Consider the following 15,543-nt stretch of genomic DNA (forward strand, 5'->3'; position numbering starts at 1 on the left):
TTGAATTGCTGTGCTGTCAAAAAGGTTTTGAATGGCTGGCGCATATTCAATGTGGGAGCGGGCTTGCTCGCGAAAGCGGTGTGTCAGTCGCGTTATGCGTAGCTGATCCACCGCATTCGCGAGCAAGCCCGCTCCCACATTTTTAGCCCTGCGGTATCCGTTAAAGCCTGAACCGCCCCACCATCCCGTTCAAATCCACCGCCAACCGCGACAGCTCACTGCTCGCCGCACTAGTCTGGCTGGCGCCGGTTGCCGACTGCACCGACAAGTCACGAATATTCACCAGGTTACGATCCACTTCCCGCGCCACCTGCGCCTGCTCTTCAGCGGCACTGGCGATCACCAGGTTGCGCTCGTTGATTTCAACGATGGCAGTGTTGATGGTGTCCAGCGACATCCCCGCACCCTTGGCGATGTTCAACGTCGATTCCGCCCGCTCGGTGCTGTTGCGCATCGAATCCACTGCATGCTCGGTACCGGCCTGAATGCTGCCGATCATCCGCTCGATTTCGCTGGTGGACTGCTGGGTGCGATGGGCCAGGGCCCGCACCTCATCCGCCACCACCGCAAAACCACGCCCGGCTTCACCGGCACGCGCCGCTTCAATCGCGGCGTTCAGGGCCAGCAGGTTGGTCTGGTCAGCCAAACCACGAATCACGTCCAGCACCTTGCCGATGTCCCGGGACTCTTCCGCCAGGTTGCCGATCAAGGTGGCAGTGGCTTGCACGTCGCTGCTCATGCGTTCAATGGCGCTGACGGTTTCCTGCACCAAATCACGTCCATCGCCCGCAGACGACGTGGCGTTCTTCGAGGCTTCGGAAGTGCTGACCGCGTTGCGGGCCACTTCTTCAACCGCGCTGGTCATCTCGTTCACCGCCGTGGCGGCCTGTTCGATTTCGTTGTTTTGCTGGGTCAGGCCACGGGCGCTTTCGTCGGTCACGGCATTCAGCTCTTCCGCGGCGGAGGCCAATTGGGTGGCCGAGCCGGAAATGCGCTGCAAGGTGTCCTTCAATTTGTCCTGCATCTTGGCCATTGCCAACAGTAGTCGGCCGGCTTCGTCGTTGCCTTCCACCTTGATCGGGCGCGTCAGGTTGCCTTCGGCGATTTCCTCGGCGGCATCCAGGGCCTGGGCGATCGGCAGGGTGATGCTGCGGGTCAGCAACCAGGCGAACAGCATGGTCAGCGCCGTGGCGAGGATCAGCAGGATCACCACCAGCTCAAACGCCATGTCGTACTGGTCGGCAGCTTGCTGGTTGGTGGCCAGCGCCATCTTGTTGTTGATGTCCAGCAGGCGGTTCAGTACGGCGTTGACCTGATCCGAGTTGTTCAGCAGCTCGGTATTCAGCAGCGTGCGCAGCTCTTCCACCTGATTGGCCCGTGACAGGCTCTTCATGCGCTCTTCAATCTGATGGTACTGGGCCAGCAGACGCACGTATTCATCGTAGGCAGCACGTTCTTCGCTGCTGTCGATCAACTTCTCGTAGACCGCCTGGGCCGTACGAATCTGCTGATTGCGCACGTCAAAAGACTCAAGGGTCTTTTGCTGGACGTCAGGCTCGCGGTTGGTCAGCAGGCGATACGACAGCACCCGCAGGCGCAGGGTCAGTTGAGTGAACTCGTCCAGGGCGCGAATGCTCGGCACGCTGCTAAGGGTGATGTCTTCCGTCGCCGCACGGATCTTGCTCATCTGGTTCAGGGCGAACACACCGAGAAACAACATCAGCGCGCCAATCAACGCGAAGCCGAGAAAGGCCCGCGGCGCGATATTCATATTACGAAGAGACATGTTGTGATCCTGGGGAGAAGCGCGATCCATGCGGGGTTTGAGCGGGGTGTCCATGACCTATCGGTCATACGACTAAAGTCTTGAGGGGGTGCGCGCTTTTGTCGCAGATCGGGGCGGGCCGACGGGATTCAGGAACCAGATGCCATAAATGCAGTCACTAAGGCTCGAAAGCGTGGCCTGCCCTGTAAAATCAAGGCCCCGCGCCAGGGATAACCCTGGCATCCGAGGTGAATTTTCTTTATCGTCACCGCCCTTTGAAAAAGCCCGAGAAATCAAAATGTTAGAAGCATCCCTCAGCCAATTGGAACAACTGGTCAGCGACCTGGTACAGCAGAACCAGGATCTACTGGGCACCAACGAATCCCTCAAGGCCGAACTGGCTCGCGCCAAGGATGAAAACGACAGCTTGCAGCTGAACCTGATGGAACAGGAAGAAAAGCAGGGCGCCACCGCTGCCCGTATCCAGGCGTTGGTTGAGCGTGTGAGCGCAGGTCCTGTCGGCGCATGAATGAAGGGATAAAGGTCGTTTCGATTCTCGGTGAGGATTACTCGATCAAGGCACCGGAGGGGGAAGACAACACCCTGATGAGCGCCGTGACGATGCTCAAGGCATCCCTGGCCACCACCAAGAAAAAGTACCCGACGCTGATCGGTGACAAGCTATTGGTGCTGGCGGCGCTGAACCTGTGCGCCGAGCAGATCGAAATGCAAAAGCACCATCAGCAGGAACTCGACCGTTACCAAGAGCAAGTCAGCGCCACGGTCGAGGTGATTTCCAAGGCAATCGGAACGCCTTAGAACCACTCATCCTGCATCCCCAGGCACGTGTCATCGCGTGCCTCGAGAATCGCCAGTTCATGATGGCAGCCCGGTATTTCCCACGTCAGGAAGTACCGAGCGGCCTGGAGCTTGCCCTTATAGAAGGCGACATCGGCAGCATTGCCCCTGGCCAGCCCTTCCTCGGCGCGAATTGCCTGTTCCAGCCAGCGCCAGCCAATCACCGTATGCCCGAACACCTTCAGGTACAGCGCCGAATTCGCCAGGCTGCTGTTGACCTTGCCCTGGGCGAGATCCGTCAACAGGCCGAGGGTGACCTCTTGCAGGCGCGCCACCAGTTGTTCCAGCGGTTCCCGCAAGGCATTCAGCGACGGATACTCCTGTGCCCGTGCGCCGGTCTCGGCGATCAGGCGGATCAGTTGCTTCAAGCCCGCACCGCCGTTCTGCGCCAGCTTGCGCCCGAGCAAGTCCAGCGACTGAATGCCGTGGGTGCCTTCATGGATCGGGTTCAGACGGTTGTCGCGGTAGTACTGCTCCACTGGGTATTCGCGGGTATAGCCGTGGCCGCCGAGTATCTGGATCGCCAGTTCGTTGGCCTTCAGGCAAAACTCCGATGGCCAGGATTTGACGATCGGCGTCAGCAGGTCCAGCAGTTCGTGGGCCTGTTTGCGCGCAGCTTCGGTTTCCAGGGTGGTGGTGTCGTCGAACAGGCGCGCGGCGTACAAGCCAAGGTCGAAGGCGCCTTCCACGTAGGCTTTTTGGGTCAACAGCATGCGTTTGATATCGGCGTGCTGGATGATCGACACCGGCGCGGTGTTGGGATCCTTGCTGTCGGGCAAGCGGCCTTGGGGACGTTCACGGGCATATTCCAGGGAATACAGGTAGCCGGCGTAACCCAGCATCACCGCGCCCATGCCCACGCCGATCCGCGCTTCGTTCATCATCTGGAACATGCAACTCAGGCCCTGATGCGGCTGGCCCACCAGGTAGCCGACGCACTCGCCGTTATCGCCGAAATTCAACGCGGTTGAGGTGGTGCCACGCCAGCCCATCTTGTGAAACAGCCCGGCCAGCAGCACATCGTTGCGCTTGCCCAGGCTGCCGTCGTCGTTGACCAGGAACTTGGGCACGATAAACAGCGAAATGCCCTTCACCCCGGCAGGTGCGTCCGGCAGCTTGGCCAGCACCATGTGCACGATGTTCTCCGACAGCGGGTGATCGCCGCCGGAGATGAAGATCTTGTTGCCCTTGAGGCGATAGCTGCCGTCAGCCGCCGGCTCTGCGCGGGTACGAATATCCGACAGCGATGAGCCCGCATGGGGCTCGGTCAGCGCCATGGTGCCAAAGAAGCGGCCTTCGATCATCGGTTGCAGGAAGCGTTGTTTCTGCTCCTCGGTGCCGAAGCTCTCGATCAGGTTGGCGGCGCCCATGGTCAGGAACGGGTAGGACGTGGATGCGGCGTTGGCCGACTGGAAGTGGGCGAAACACGCCTGGGAGAGCAGGGTGGGCAGTTGCATGCCACCGGCTTCGAAGCTGCGGGCGGCGTTGAGAAAACCGGCTTCGAGGAAGGCCTCTACCGCCGGTTTCACCTCGGGAATCAGAATCGCCTGACCGTTTTCGTAGCGGGGCTCGTTCTCGTCGCCCTTGCGGTTATGCGGGGCGAAGAACTTCTCGGCAATGCTGCGGGCGGTGCCGATGGCGGCGTCGAAGGTTTCACGGTTGTGTTCGGCAAACCGCTCGCGCTGGGTCAGGCCCTCGGCATCGAGGACTTCGTACAGCTCGAAAGCCAGATTGCGGGAACTGAGCAGCGTCTCGGACATGGCGGCTTACCTGTGTGGGAATGGGCCTGAGTCTAAGTGCGCAAATAGAGGCTGGATAGCAAGATTGATCTGGGTGATGGAGGGGCAAAACAACAGCGGTGAGTTGCAAACACGGTCAGTGTGGGAGCGGGCTTGCTCGCGAATGCGGTGGATCAGTCAGTACATCTGGCGACTGACACTGCGCATTCGCGAGCAAGCCCGCTCCCACATTTTGACCGCGTTCCGTCAGTTAGCCGATGGTCATCAGGCTGGCGTTACCACCCGCAGCAGCAGTGTTGACGCTCAGCGCCCGCTCGATCACCAGGCGCTCCAGGGCAATCCCGGTTTCGCCCGAAGACAAACCGTGAACCCCGACAATCGCCCTGCCACGCTTGGCCACTTGCTGGCAAACCCCGCGCAGTTGGTCGGAATCGCCGTGATGCAGCACGGCATCAAACACGGTTTCATCCTTGGTCCAGTCAGCCACCCGCGTGATCTTCGCCTGAATATCCTTCGGCAAGCGTGCGAACACGGCCTTGGTCAATTCAGTTTCCGGCCATACCGCCGAGCCGCCGACTGCCAGCACGGCCGCCAGTTGCGTCAGCAGGTCGCCTTCCACTTCCGCCAGGCACAACACGTGCTCGCGGGGCAGGATGGCATAGCTGTTGCGCTCGCCGGTCGGGCCGGCCAGTTGGCGGGTGATACCGCTTTGGGATTGCGCGGCGAACTGCACGCACAGGGCGCTCAAGTCGCTGAGCTTGCTGCTGTCGGCCCAGGCTTTCAGGGCGGTCAGCGGCTTGCTCATGGCATCCCGCAGGCGAACATCCGGTGCGGCCAGTGCATCACCACGGACGAAGGATTGCTCGATGGCGTCCGTAGGACGGGTCGACAGCAAACGGTACAGATACAGCGGGCCGCCAGCTTTCGGGCCAGTGCCCGACAAGCCTTCGCCACCGAACGGCTGCACACCGACCACGGCGCCCACGATGTTGCGGTTAACGTAGACGTTACCGGCATGGACGTTGTCGATCACCTTGGCGATGGTCTCGTCGATGCGGGTGTGCACGCCCAGGGTCAGGCCATAGCCGGAGGCATTGATCTGGCCGATAAGCTGGTCGATCTCTTTGCGCTTGTAGCGCACCACGTGCAGCACCGGGCCGAAGATCTCCCGTTGCAGTTCGTCGAAGCTTTCCAGTTCGATCAGGGTTGGCATCACGAAGGTGCCGCGCTTGATCTCTTCGCTATCGGCAATCGCGACCTGGTAAACGTTGCGGCCTTTGTCGCGCATGGCCTGGATATGTTTCTCGATGCCAGCCTTGGCTTCGGCGTCGATCACCGGGCCGATATCCACCGACAGGCGCTCCGGGTTGCCGAGGCGGCATTCAGCCATGGCACCTTTAAGCATTTCGATGACGCGGTCAGCGGAATCTTCCTGCAAGCACAGTACGCGCAGGGCCGAGCAACGTTGACCGGCACTGTCGAAGGCCGACGACACTACGTCGATCACCACTTGTTCGGTGAGTGCCGAGGAGTCGACGATCATTGCGTTCTGGCCACCGGTTTCGGCGATCAGCGGAATCGGACGACCCTGTGCATCCAGACGGCCGGCGACACTGCGTTGCAGCAAGCGCGCAACCTCGGTGGAACCGGTGAACATCACGCCCTTGACGCGATCATCACCCACCAGGCGCGCACCGACGGTTTCGCCCTGGCCCGGCAGCAGTTGCAGCACGCCTTCCGGAATCCCGGCTTCCAGCAGCAGGCGCACGGCTTGTGCGGCCACCAGCGGTGTTTGCTCGGCAGGCTTGGCCAGTACCGGGTTGCCGGCGGCCAGTGCAGCGGCGACCTGGCCACTGAAGATCGCCAGCGGGAAGTTCCACGGGCTGATGCACACCACCGGGCCCAGCGGGCGGTGAGCGTCGTTGGTGAAATCGTTGCGAGCCTGCACCGCGTAGTAACGCAGGAAGTCCACGGCTTCACGCACTTCGGCGATGGCGTTGGCGAAGGTCTTGCCGGCTTCGCGGGCCAGCAGGCCCATCAGCGGCTGGATCTCGCCTTCCATCAGGTCGGCGGCACGTTCCAGGATCGCGGCGCGTTCGGCGGGCGGGGTGGCCTGCCAGATTGGCGCAGCGTTCAGGGCGCACTGGATGGCGTTGTCGACGTCTTCGACAGTTGCTTCCTGTACGTGGCCGACGACGTCACGCAGATCCGACGGGTTCAACACCGGTGCAGCCGCTTCATTGCTGGAAGCGCAACCGAGCATCGGCGCGGCTTTCCAGTTGTTATGCGCGGTAGCCAGCAAGGCGCAGGACAGCGACGCCAGGCGGTGTTCGTTGGCCAGGTCGATACCGGCGGAGTTGGCGCGCTCGGCACCATACAGGTCACGCGGCAGCGGGATACGCGGGTGCGGCAGGCCGAAGCCGCCTTCCAGCGTCGCCATCTGCTCGATGCTGGCCACTGGATCGGCCACCAGCTCCTGGATCGAGATGGATTGGTCGGCAATACGGTTGACGAATGAGGTGTTGGCGCCGTTTTCCAGCAGGCGACGCACCAGGTAAGCCAGCAGTGTTTCGTGGGTGCCGACGGGTGCGTACACGCGGCACGGACGGTTCAGCTTGCCTTCGGAGACCTTGCCTACAACCTGCTCGTACAGCGGTTCGCCCATGCCGTGCAGGCATTGGAACTCGTACTGGCCGGGGTAATAGTTCTGGCCGGCGATGTGGTAGATCGCCGACAGGGTGTGGGCGTTATGGGTAGCGAACTGCGGGTAGATAACTTCCGGTACCGAAAGCAGTTTGCGTGCACAGGCAATGTAGGAAACGTCGGTGTACACCTTGCGGGTGTACACCGGATAGCCTTCCAGGCCTTCGACCTGGGCGCGCTTGATTTCGCTGTCCCAGTACGCGCCTTTTACCAGGCGGATCATCAGGCGGTGGCGGCTGCGGCGTGCCAGGTCGATCACGTAGTCGATCACATACGGGCACCGCTTCTGGTAAGCCTGGATCACGAAACCGATGCCGTTCCAGCCGGTCAGTTGCGGCTCGAAGCACAGGCGTTCCAGCAGGTCGAGGGACAGCTCCAGGCGATCGGCTTCTTCGGCGTCGATGTTCAGGCCGATGTCGTACTGCTTGGCCAGCAGGGTCAGCGACAGCAGGCGCGGGTACAACTCGTCCATCACGCGCTCGTACTGCGCACGGCTGTAACGCGGGTGCAGGGCCGAGAGCTTGATGGAAATGCCCGGGCCTTCATAAATCCCACGACCGTGGGACGCCTTGCCGATCGAGTGGATGGCTTGTTCGTACGAGGCCAGGTACTTCTGGGCGTCGTGTTCGGTGAGTGCGGCTTCACCGAGCATGTCGTAGGAATAGCGGAAGCCCTTGGCTTCGAACTTGCTCGCATTGGCCAGGGCTTCGGCGATGGTTTCGCCGGTGACGAACTGCTCGCCCATCAGGCGCATGGCCATGTCGACGCCCTTGCGGATCATCGGCTCGCCGCTCTTGCCGATGATGCGGCTCAGGGATGAGGTCAGGCCGGCTTCGTTGTGGGTGGCGACCAGTTTGCCGGTCAGCAACAGGCCCCAGGTGGCGGCGTTGACGAACAGCGACGGGCTGTTGCCCAGGTGCGGGTGCCAGTTGCCGGTGCTGATCTTGTCGCGGATCAGTGCGTCGCGGGTGCCCTTGTCGGGGATGCGCAGCAGCGCTTCGGCGAGGCACATCAGCGCTACGCCTTCCTGGGACGACAGGGAAAATTCTTGCAGCAGGCCCTGGACGATGCCTGCACGGCCGCCGGCGCTTTTCTGATTGCGCAGTTTCTCGGCGATCGAAGAGGCGAGCTTGTTGGTGGCCTCGGCCATTGCCGCGGGCAAGCGAGCCTGCTCGATCAGCATCGGCACCACTTCCGGCTCCGGGCGACGGTAGGCGGCGGTGATCGAGGCGCGCAGTACGGATTGCGGCAGGATGCTTTCGGCAAATTCCAGGAAGCACTGGTGGGCGTGGTCGGTCTGGACCTCGCCGGCTTCTTCCGCGTCCTTGCTGCCCAGGCCGTTGAGCTCGGCCAGGGTTGCACCACCCTCGAGTTTCTCCAGGTAATTGAAAATCGCCTGCTTGATCAGCCAGTGCGGCGTGCGATCAATGGAGGTCGCGGCCGCCTTCAGGCGCTCGCGGGTCGGGTCGTCAAGTTTGACCCCAAGGGTGGTCGTAGCCATCTTTTTATCCTCATGGGTGCCACTACTGCGTGGCATCAGCTGGCGGCAAGATTAGCTTTGCGCCGAGAGAGGTGCAACCGGGTGCAACCCTTTTTATCCATGAAATTTTTGATGCTGATCGGGAAAAATTATCGCCGCAGCCGAATCGGCTGCGCCTTGGTGCATTTGCTTCTGACTTTGGCTGCTCTTGCTCCGAAAAGGAGCAAAAACACGGTGTTTTTCGCAAAATACATCAAGGTGCAACTTATTCTCAAGAAACTGGTTGCACCTTATTTGCTTTGTTGAATAGCATTCGCGCCCAAGGTGCAACCTCTTACTGACGGTTCATCGGCTGATGGCTTTCCTGGGGAAACGTCAGTCATAAATGCGCGGCGCCAGGCTTCGTCTATCCACTAGCAAAGTGGATGGCCGTCCGGACAGACCGCCGCTACATAAAAACAAAGCCAGGGCGTAACTCAATGAGCGTAAGTAATCCTACCCTGATCACATTTGTGATCTATATCGCTGCCATGGTGCTGATCGGCTTTATGGCCTATCGCTCCACCAACAACCTTTCCGACTACATCCTCGGCGGTCGCAGCCTCGGCAGCGTGGTTACCGCGCTTTCGGCCGGTGCCTCGGACATGAGCGGCTGGTTGCTGATGGGCTTGCCCGGCGCGATCTACATGTCTGGCCTGTCGGAAAGCTGGATCGCCATCGGCCTGATCGTCGGTGCCTACCTGAACTGGCTGTTTGTAGCCGGCCGCCTGCGGGTGCAGACCGAGCACAACGGCGACGCCCTGACCCTGCCGGATTACTTCTCCAGCCGTTTCGAAGATAAAAGCGGCCTGCTGCGAATCATCTCTGCGGTGGTGATCCTGGTGTTCTTCACCATCTACTGTGCTTCCGGCATCGTGGCTGGCGCCCGTCTGTTTGAAAGCACCTTCGGCATGTCCTACGAGACCGCGCTGTGGGCCGGTGCTGCCGCAACCATTGCCTACACCTTCGTCGGTGGTTTCCTGGCGGTGAGCTGGACTGACACAGTGCAAGCCACGCTGATGATCTTCGCCTTGTTGTTGACCCCGATCATCGTGCTGCTGGCCACCGGTGGCGTCGACACCACCTTCCTGGCGATCGAAGCGCAGAACCCTGACAACTTCAACATGCTGAAAAACACCACCTTCATCGGCATCATTTCGCTGATGGGCTGGGGCCTGGGTTACTTCGGCCAGCCGCACATCCTCGCGCGTTTCATGGCGGCGGATTCGGTGAAATCTATTGCCAACGCACGTCGCATCTCCATGACCTGGATGATCCTGTGCCTGGGCGGCACCGTGGCGGTGGGCTTCTTCGGTATCGCCTACTTCTCGGCGCACCCGGAAGTCGCCGGTCCCGTGACCGAGAACCACGAGCGTGTGTTCATCGAGCTGGCCAAGCTGCTCTTCAACCCATGGATTGCCGGTGTGCTGCTGTCGGCCATCCTGGCGGCGGTAATGAGCACCCTGAGCTGCCAGTTGCTGGTGTGCTCCAGTGCCCTCACCGAAGACTTCTACAAAACCTTCCTGCGTAAAAACGCCTCCCAGGTCGAGCTGGTATGGGTCGGTCGCGCCATGGTGCTGTTGGTGGCGCTGATTGCCATCGCCATGGCCGCCAACCCGGAAAACCGCGTACTGGGCCTGGTGAGCTACGCCTGGGCCGGTTTCGGTGCTGCGTTCGGTCCTGTGGTACTGATCTCCGTACTGTGGAAAGGCATGACGCGTAATGGCGCATTGGCCGGCATCCTGGTGGGTGCGATCACCGTGATCGTGTGGAAGCACTTCAGCCTGTTTGGCCTGTACGAAATCATCCCGGGCTTCATCTTCGCCAGCCTGGCGATCTACTTAGTGAGCAAGCTGGGCGCTCCGACGGCTGGCATGCTTCAGCGGTTTGACGCAGCCGAGGCGGATTACAACCTCAACAAGTAATCGGCGGGGGCTTGAATGCCCGCTGAAGTGAAAACGGCCCGCATCTTTTGGATGACGGGCCGTTTTTTTGCCTTCCAGATCTCGCAGTGTTGTTTTCACAGATTCAGATGATCACTGAAGTAAACGGCCAATTTAAGGGCTCGCCTGGTGGCTGTGAGCGTTGAATGTGAGGCGGTTTTTATACTTTGGGAAAAGGGCTACAAACTACCGTCAGCTATCTGACAGTAGTTTGCGAAAGGGCATCCACCGATTTTGAATTCGTGGTTTTTCAGTCGTGGTCAGTGTCCGGCTGGTTGAGAAAAATCAGCACACCCAGGATCGCCATATAGAACTTGAACGCCGCTTCCTGGCCGTTCCACTGATGGGATTGCCACATCAGGAACCACTCGCCGCCGATCACCATAAAGCCGAAGAACCACACCACGAAACCCAGGGTCAGCCCGACGATTGCGCTTTTCTTGGCGCGATTGAAGTCGATACCTGTGGCACGACGAGCCCGCCACAAGGCCAGTGCTCCACGCGCCAGCAGCACGGCCGTCAGGGCTTCACCGGCGATGATCAGCCAATATGCACCGTGCCACAGCCATGGGGTGGTGATGGCGCGATACATCGCGGCGTTGCCGGGGAAGGTGGTGTCCATGCTCAGCACATGTTTGACGAAGGCAAAGTTGGAGCCGTAGTCGGTGATGTTGCTGAAGGCCACGAGTGTGGCGAAGGCTGCCAGGGCAAGGGTCAGGACGATTTTTGCGTAGCGGGTGGCCATGTTTTTTCCATTGTCATGGGGCGACGGGGGACGAATACGCTAGCACGCTGGTGGTAGGGCTTCGATGCCTGATACATGAAGATTAAAGCGCCTGCGATGTAGGGATTTACTGATTTGCCTGCAGCGCACTCAGCTCGGCAAACAGCTGGTGCAGAATCGGCCACCCACTACTCGCAGAGAAACACCGGATGTTCGCTCCTGCCAATCAAAGTGCCTTTAGCCTGACCCTCGACGGTGTGCCAAGTGTTCTCAAGGTGCGTGAGTTCACTGGCGATGAATTCATCAGCCTGCCCTATCGTTTTGACCTTGAACTGGTCAGCGAGCAACCCGACCTTGACCTGGAAAGCTTGATGCATCGCCAGGCGTTCCTGGGGTTTGATGCGCATGGCCATGGTATTCATGGCCAAGTTTATCGGGTGGCACAAGGCGACTCGGGCAAGCGCCTGACGCGTTATCAGATCACGCTGGTTCCGCGGTTGGCTTATCTTGAGCACAGCGCTCACCAGCGGATTTTCCAGAACCGGACGGTGCCGCAGATCATTGCACTGGTGCTGGAAGGGCAGGGTATCCAGGCGGATGCCTTCTCGTTTCAACTGAGCGGGGTGTACCCCGAGCGTGAGTACTGCGTTCAGTTTGGCGAAACCGATCTGGCGTTCATCCAGCGCTTGTGCGCCGAGTCGGGCATTCACTACCACTTCCAGCATCACCCCGAGCGCCACCTTTTGGTGTTCGGCGATGACCAGAGCGTGTTCGCCCAGCCTGAGCAAGCCACTCAATACGCGGCGGGTTCAGGGATGGTTGCCGACACGCCGGTGATCAAGCGTTTTACCCTGGGGTTGAAGACCCGTACCACCGATGTGAATCTGCGGGACTACGACTTCAGAAAGCCACGCCTGAGCTTGGAAAGCACGGCGTCCGGCGGCCAGCGTCCCATGCTGGAGGAACAGTGTTATCCCGGGAATTTTACGGATCGCGCTCATGGTAAATACCTGGCGCAACGTAGGTTGGAGCGCCATCGCGGTGACTTTCGCCAGGCCAGTGGCCATAGCGACCAGCCGTCCCTGGTCAGCGGGCAGTTCCTGAGGATGGGAGGGCATCCTCGCCAGGAATGGAATGATTTGTGGCTGGTCACCCAGGTGACGCATGCAGGGCGCCAGCCTCAGGTGCTGGAGGAGTCGACCATCGACGCCTCAGGTGATGAATCGGCTCAGGGCTACAGCAATCACTTTGTCGTAACGCCATGGGAGGTGCCGTTTCGAACACCGCTGCTGGTATCGCGACCGCCGGTGTCTGGCTATCAAAACGCCGTGGTTACAGGGCCGGCAGGCAGCGAGATCCATTGTGACGAGTATGGCCGGGTCAAGGTGCAGATGGCCTGGGATCGCGCCGGGGAGCACGACGAACATTCCAGTTGCTGGCTGCGGGTGGCCAGTGGCTGGGCCCATGAGCACTACGGCTCGGTGTTGATCCCGCGGGTAGGCATGGAGGTGCTGGTGGGTTTCGTCGACGGCGACGCCGACACGCCGCTGGTGGTCGGTTGCCTGGCCAATGCCGCCACGCCGGTGCCGCTGGACCTGCCAGCCGACAAGACCCGCAGCATCTTCCGTAGCCAGACCAGCCCCGGCGGCGGTGGCTACAACGAGCTGCGCATCGAGGACCGCAAGGGTGCCGAGGAAATCTACCTGCGCGCCCAGCGCAACTGGACCCAGCATGTACTGCACGACCAGCACGTGCAGGTCGACAACCAGCGCGACGTGATCGTCAAAGGCCTTGATCGTCACGAGCTTCAGGGCGAAGAACAGCGCACCACCCACGGCAACCGCCTGACCGAACTCAAGCAGGACGATCACCTGATGGTCGCGGGCTCCCAGCAGGTACGTGCCGGGTTGACCATTCACATCGGTGCCGGGAAAAACGTCGTTATTGATGCGGGTGCCAGCGTGACCCTCCAGGCCGGTGGGCAGTGGATCAACGTTTCGGCGGGCGGGATTTTCAGCAGCACGCAAATCCAGCTTGGCGGCGCCCCGGCACCGGCGGGAGCGCCGCTGACGCCGGGGCTGCAGGAAAAGTTGCTGGCGGTAATACCTGCACCGTTGAGTGCCGTCCAGGTGTTAAGCCTGAAGCGCAGCGCACCCTTTTGCGAAGAGTGCGAGCGCTGCAGGAATGGCGTGTGCAATACGCCCCTGCATCGCAATACATCACTGCCCGCGGGTGCGCCATGATTTCTCCCGGGCAGTGGCTTGAGGCTGCGCCGTTGCAGGCGGGCGAGCAGTTGTTTGTGGTGATGGGCAATGCCAGCGACTGCAAGCCGCTCGATGCGTGGCGGCGTACCGACGGACGTGCACTTAGCCCCATCTGGGCGGGCAGCGAGTATGCAGCGTGGGAGGAGGTCATGCCCTACGTCGCGGTGGTCGCCGTCGACAGCGCTTTTTTGAAATGGGCCGCTGAATGTGAAGGTATCGACTGGGGTTGGCTGGCGGTGTCGTCCTGTTCCTTGCACACCGTCGTCGAGCATCTGCGCAGCCTGACCAAGGTACTGTTGCCGGAAGGGCCGGCGGTGTTCTTTCGCTTCTGGGACGGTGCTTATGTCCTGCCTGTGTTGCAGGCGCTGGGGCCACAGGCAAAGGAGTTGCTCCCGGTGTTCAGTCGCTACTGGATCAATGGTCGCCAGCATGAGGTAGCGGTTACGGCAGCGGGAGCGGCAAAGCCCGGCCCATGGTGGCAAGTGCCGCCGCATGTTCTCCAGCACCTGGGTGAGCAATCGAGCGTTACGCAGGTGGACAACCTGTTGCAATGGCTGGAAGAACAGCGCCCGGACCTATACAGCGCCTTTGTGCCAGCGACCTTGAAGCACAAGGTCGCCTACTTCGTGCGCCGGCCGGATGTCAGCCATCAGGCGCTGGCCGCCTGGCTGGCCTCAGAGCTGGGTTGAGGTCAGCGACTGCTGCAGGTCCTCGATCAGGTCTTCAATGGCCTCGATGCCCACCGACAGGCGAATCATCTCCGGCTTCACCCCGGCCTTCGCCTGCTCCTGTTCATTCATCTGGCGATGGGTGGTGGACGCCGGGTGGCAGGCCAGGGACTTGGCATCGCCAATGTTCACCAGGCGCTTGAAGATCTGCAGCGAATCGTAGAAACGCACGCCTGCCTCATAACCACCCTTCAGGCCGAAGGACAGAATCGCCGACGGTTTGCCCTGCATGTATTTCTGCGCCAGGTGATGGTGGGGGTGATCCGGCAGGCCGGCGTAGCTGACCCACTCCACCAGTGCGTGGTCTTGCAGGAAGTGGGCAATCTTCAAGGCGTTTTCGGTGTGGCGCTCCATGCGCAGGGCCAGGGTTTCCAGGCCTTGCAGCAGCAGGAATGCATTCATCGGCGCCAGGGCCGCGCCGGTGTTGCGCAGCGGCACGGTACGGGCGCGGGCAATGAACGCCGCCGGGCCGAATTTTTCGGTGTAGACCACACCGTGATAGGCCGGCTCCGGCTGGTTGAGTCCGGGGAATTTCTCCGGGTACTGGGTCCAGGGAAAGGTGCCGCTGTCGACGATCACGCCACCCAGCGAGTTGCCGTGGCCGCCCACGTATTTGGTCACCGAATGCACGACGATGTCTGCGCCGAACTGGATCGGCTTGCACAGGATTGGCGTGGCCACGGTGTTGTCCACCATCAGCGGCACGCTACGGGCGTGGGCGACGTTGGCCAGGGCTTCGATATCGATGATATTGCCTGCCGGGTTGCCGATGCTCTCGCAGTACACCAGTTTGGTGTTGTCATCGATCAGCTCGGCGATGGCTTCGGCGGAGTCGTCACGGGCGAAGCGCACGTCAACGCCGAAGCTCGGCAGCAAGTGGGCGAACAGGGTGTAGGTGCCACCGTACAGCTGCGGGGTGGTGACGATGTTGTCACCGGCACGGGTCAGGGTCTGGATCGCGTAGTGGATCGCCGCGCTGCCGGCCGACACCGCCAGGGCCGCGATGCCGCCTTCGAGTGCTGCGATGCGTTGCTCCAGCACGTCGTTGGTGGGGTTCATGATGCGCGTGTAGATATTGCCGGGCACGTCGAGGTTGAACAGGTCGGCGCCGTGCTGGGCGTTATCGAATTCGAAAGCGACGTTCTGGTAGATCGGCACGGCGACAGCCTTGGTAGTCGGGTCCGACTTGAAGCCATGGTGCAAAGCGATGGTGGCGTCTTTCATGAGTTGTTATGACCTCCATGGATAATTGCTCGCCACAATAAATCCGCTTTCGCACCGCCAATTAGACTATTTTCGG

At 60.9% G+C, this 15,543-nt stretch carries 11 protein-coding genes; 6 read left to right on the forward strand and 5 right to left on the reverse strand.

Annotated elements, in window-relative coordinates:
• Positions 1-160 precede the first annotated feature (160 nt).
• Complete coding sequence (locus C0058_RS02255; RefSeq protein WP_023659353.1) at positions 161-1,786, reverse strand: methyl-accepting chemotaxis protein; 1,626 nt, start codon at positions 1,784-1,786, stop codon at positions 161-163.
• A 277-nt stretch (positions 1,787-2,063) separates the two neighbouring features.
• Between C0058_RS02255 and C0058_RS02260 the strand changes: the two genes are divergently transcribed.
• On the forward strand, positions 2,064-2,294 hold the full coding sequence (locus tag C0058_RS02260; protein WP_010169256.1) for a hypothetical protein: 231 nt from the start codon (positions 2,064-2,066) through the stop codon (positions 2,292-2,294).
• Positions 2,291-2,584: a cell division protein ZapA gene (locus tag C0058_RS02265; RefSeq protein ID WP_003209415.1), complete on the forward strand. Its 294-nt coding sequence runs from the start codon at positions 2,291-2,293 to the stop codon at positions 2,582-2,584. The genes C0058_RS02260 and C0058_RS02265 overlap by 4 nt, the downstream gene beginning before the upstream one ends.
• Here C0058_RS02265 and C0058_RS02270 read toward each other — a convergent pair.
• Together C0058_RS02270 and putA are read right to left on the reverse strand one after the other, a co-directional pair.
• Positions 2,581-4,383, reverse strand: a complete 1,803-nt coding sequence (locus tag C0058_RS02270) for an acyl-CoA dehydrogenase (protein ID WP_102367957.1) — start codon at positions 4,381-4,383, stop codon at positions 2,581-2,583. The genes C0058_RS02265 and C0058_RS02270 overlap by 4 nt on opposite strands.
• A gap of 229 nt (positions 4,384-4,612) precedes the next feature.
• Positions 4,613-8,566, reverse strand: coding sequence for a trifunctional transcriptional regulator/proline dehydrogenase/L-glutamate gamma-semialdehyde dehydrogenase (gene putA / locus C0058_RS02275; protein ID WP_102367958.1), 3,954 nt, complete (start codon positions 8,564-8,566; stop codon positions 4,613-4,615).
• Between the two features lie 29 nt (positions 8,567-8,595).
• On the opposite strand from putA, the gene C0058_RS32525 reads away from it, so the two are divergent.
• Together C0058_RS32525 and putP are read left to right on the forward strand one after the other, a co-directional pair.
• Complete coding sequence (locus C0058_RS32525) at positions 8,596-8,886, forward strand: hypothetical protein (RefSeq protein ID WP_158213528.1); 291 nt, start codon at positions 8,596-8,598, stop codon at positions 8,884-8,886.
• Positions 8,887-9,024: 138 nt separating this feature from the next.
• Complete coding sequence (gene putP / locus C0058_RS02280) at positions 9,025-10,509, forward strand: sodium/proline symporter PutP (protein WP_102367959.1); 1,485 nt, start codon at positions 9,025-9,027, stop codon at positions 10,507-10,509.
• Between the two features lie 268 nt (positions 10,510-10,777).
• Here the strand turns inward: putP and C0058_RS02285 are convergent, their stop codons facing one another.
• The gene (locus C0058_RS02285) at positions 10,778-11,272 is read right to left on the reverse strand and encodes a DUF2165 family protein (protein WP_008439179.1); all 495 of its coding nucleotides are present in this window, start codon (positions 11,270-11,272) and stop codon (positions 10,778-10,780) included.
• 188 nt (positions 11,273-11,460) lie between these two features.
• Between C0058_RS02285 and C0058_RS02290 the strand changes: the two genes are divergently transcribed.
• Both C0058_RS02290 and C0058_RS02295 read left to right on the forward strand, forming a co-directional pair.
• A complete protein-coding gene (locus tag C0058_RS02290) occupies positions 11,461-13,494 on the forward strand; it encodes a type VI secretion system tip protein VgrG (protein ID WP_102367960.1) in 2,034 nt (677 codons plus the stop codon).
• A complete protein-coding gene (locus tag C0058_RS02295) occupies positions 13,491-14,204 on the forward strand; it encodes a DUF4123 domain-containing protein (RefSeq protein WP_023659354.1) in 714 nt (237 codons plus the stop codon). Before C0058_RS02290 ends, C0058_RS02295 begins: the two co-directional genes overlap by 4 nt.
• Here C0058_RS02295 and C0058_RS02300 read toward each other — a convergent pair.
• Positions 14,190-15,467, reverse strand: a complete 1,278-nt coding sequence (locus tag C0058_RS02300; RefSeq protein WP_102367961.1) for an O-acetylhomoserine aminocarboxypropyltransferase/cysteine synthase family protein — start codon at positions 15,465-15,467, stop codon at positions 14,190-14,192. The two genes, C0058_RS02295 and C0058_RS02300, sit on opposite strands and share 15 nt — an antisense overlap.
• Positions 15,468-15,543 lie beyond the last annotated feature (76 nt).

Origin of the sequence: Pseudomonas sp. NC02 (genome assembly GCF_002874965.1) — a bacterium.
Taxonomy (GTDB): Bacteria; Pseudomonadota; Gammaproteobacteria; order Pseudomonadales; family Pseudomonadaceae; genus Aquipseudomonas.

Bases quoted from the DNA above. Each gene is read 5' to 3' on its own strand.
- C0058_RS02255 (WP_023659353.1), bottom strand. From the start codon at position 1,786: ATGTCTCTTCGTAATATGAATATCGCGCCGCGGGCCTTTCTCGGCTTC.
- C0058_RS02260 (WP_010169256.1), top strand. From the start codon at position 2,064: ATGTTAGAAGCATCCCTCAGCCAATTGGAACAACTGGTCAGCGACCTG.
- C0058_RS02265 (WP_003209415.1), top strand. From the start codon at position 2,291: ATGAATGAAGGGATAAAGGTCGTTTCGATTCTCGGTGAGGATTACTCG.
- C0058_RS02270 (WP_102367957.1), bottom strand. From the start codon at position 4,383: ATGTCCGAGACGCTGCTCAGTTCCCGCAATCTGGCTTTCGAGCTGTAC.
- putA (WP_102367958.1), bottom strand. From the start codon at position 8,566: ATGGCTACGACCACCCTTGGGGTCAAACTTGACGACCCGACCCGCGAG.
- putP (WP_102367959.1), top strand. From the start codon at position 9,025: ATGAGCGTAAGTAATCCTACCCTGATCACATTTGTGATCTATATCGCT.
- C0058_RS02285 (WP_008439179.1), bottom strand. From the start codon at position 11,272: ATGGCCACCCGCTACGCAAAAATCGTCCTGACCCTTGCCCTGGCAGCC.
- C0058_RS02290 (WP_102367960.1), top strand. From the start codon at position 11,461: ATGTTCGCTCCTGCCAATCAAAGTGCCTTTAGCCTGACCCTCGACGGT.
- C0058_RS02295 (WP_023659354.1), top strand. From the start codon at position 13,491: ATGATTTCTCCCGGGCAGTGGCTTGAGGCTGCGCCGTTGCAGGCGGGC.
- C0058_RS02300 (WP_102367961.1), bottom strand. From the start codon at position 15,467: ATGAAAGACGCCACCATCGCTTTGCACCATGGCTTCAAGTCGGACCCG.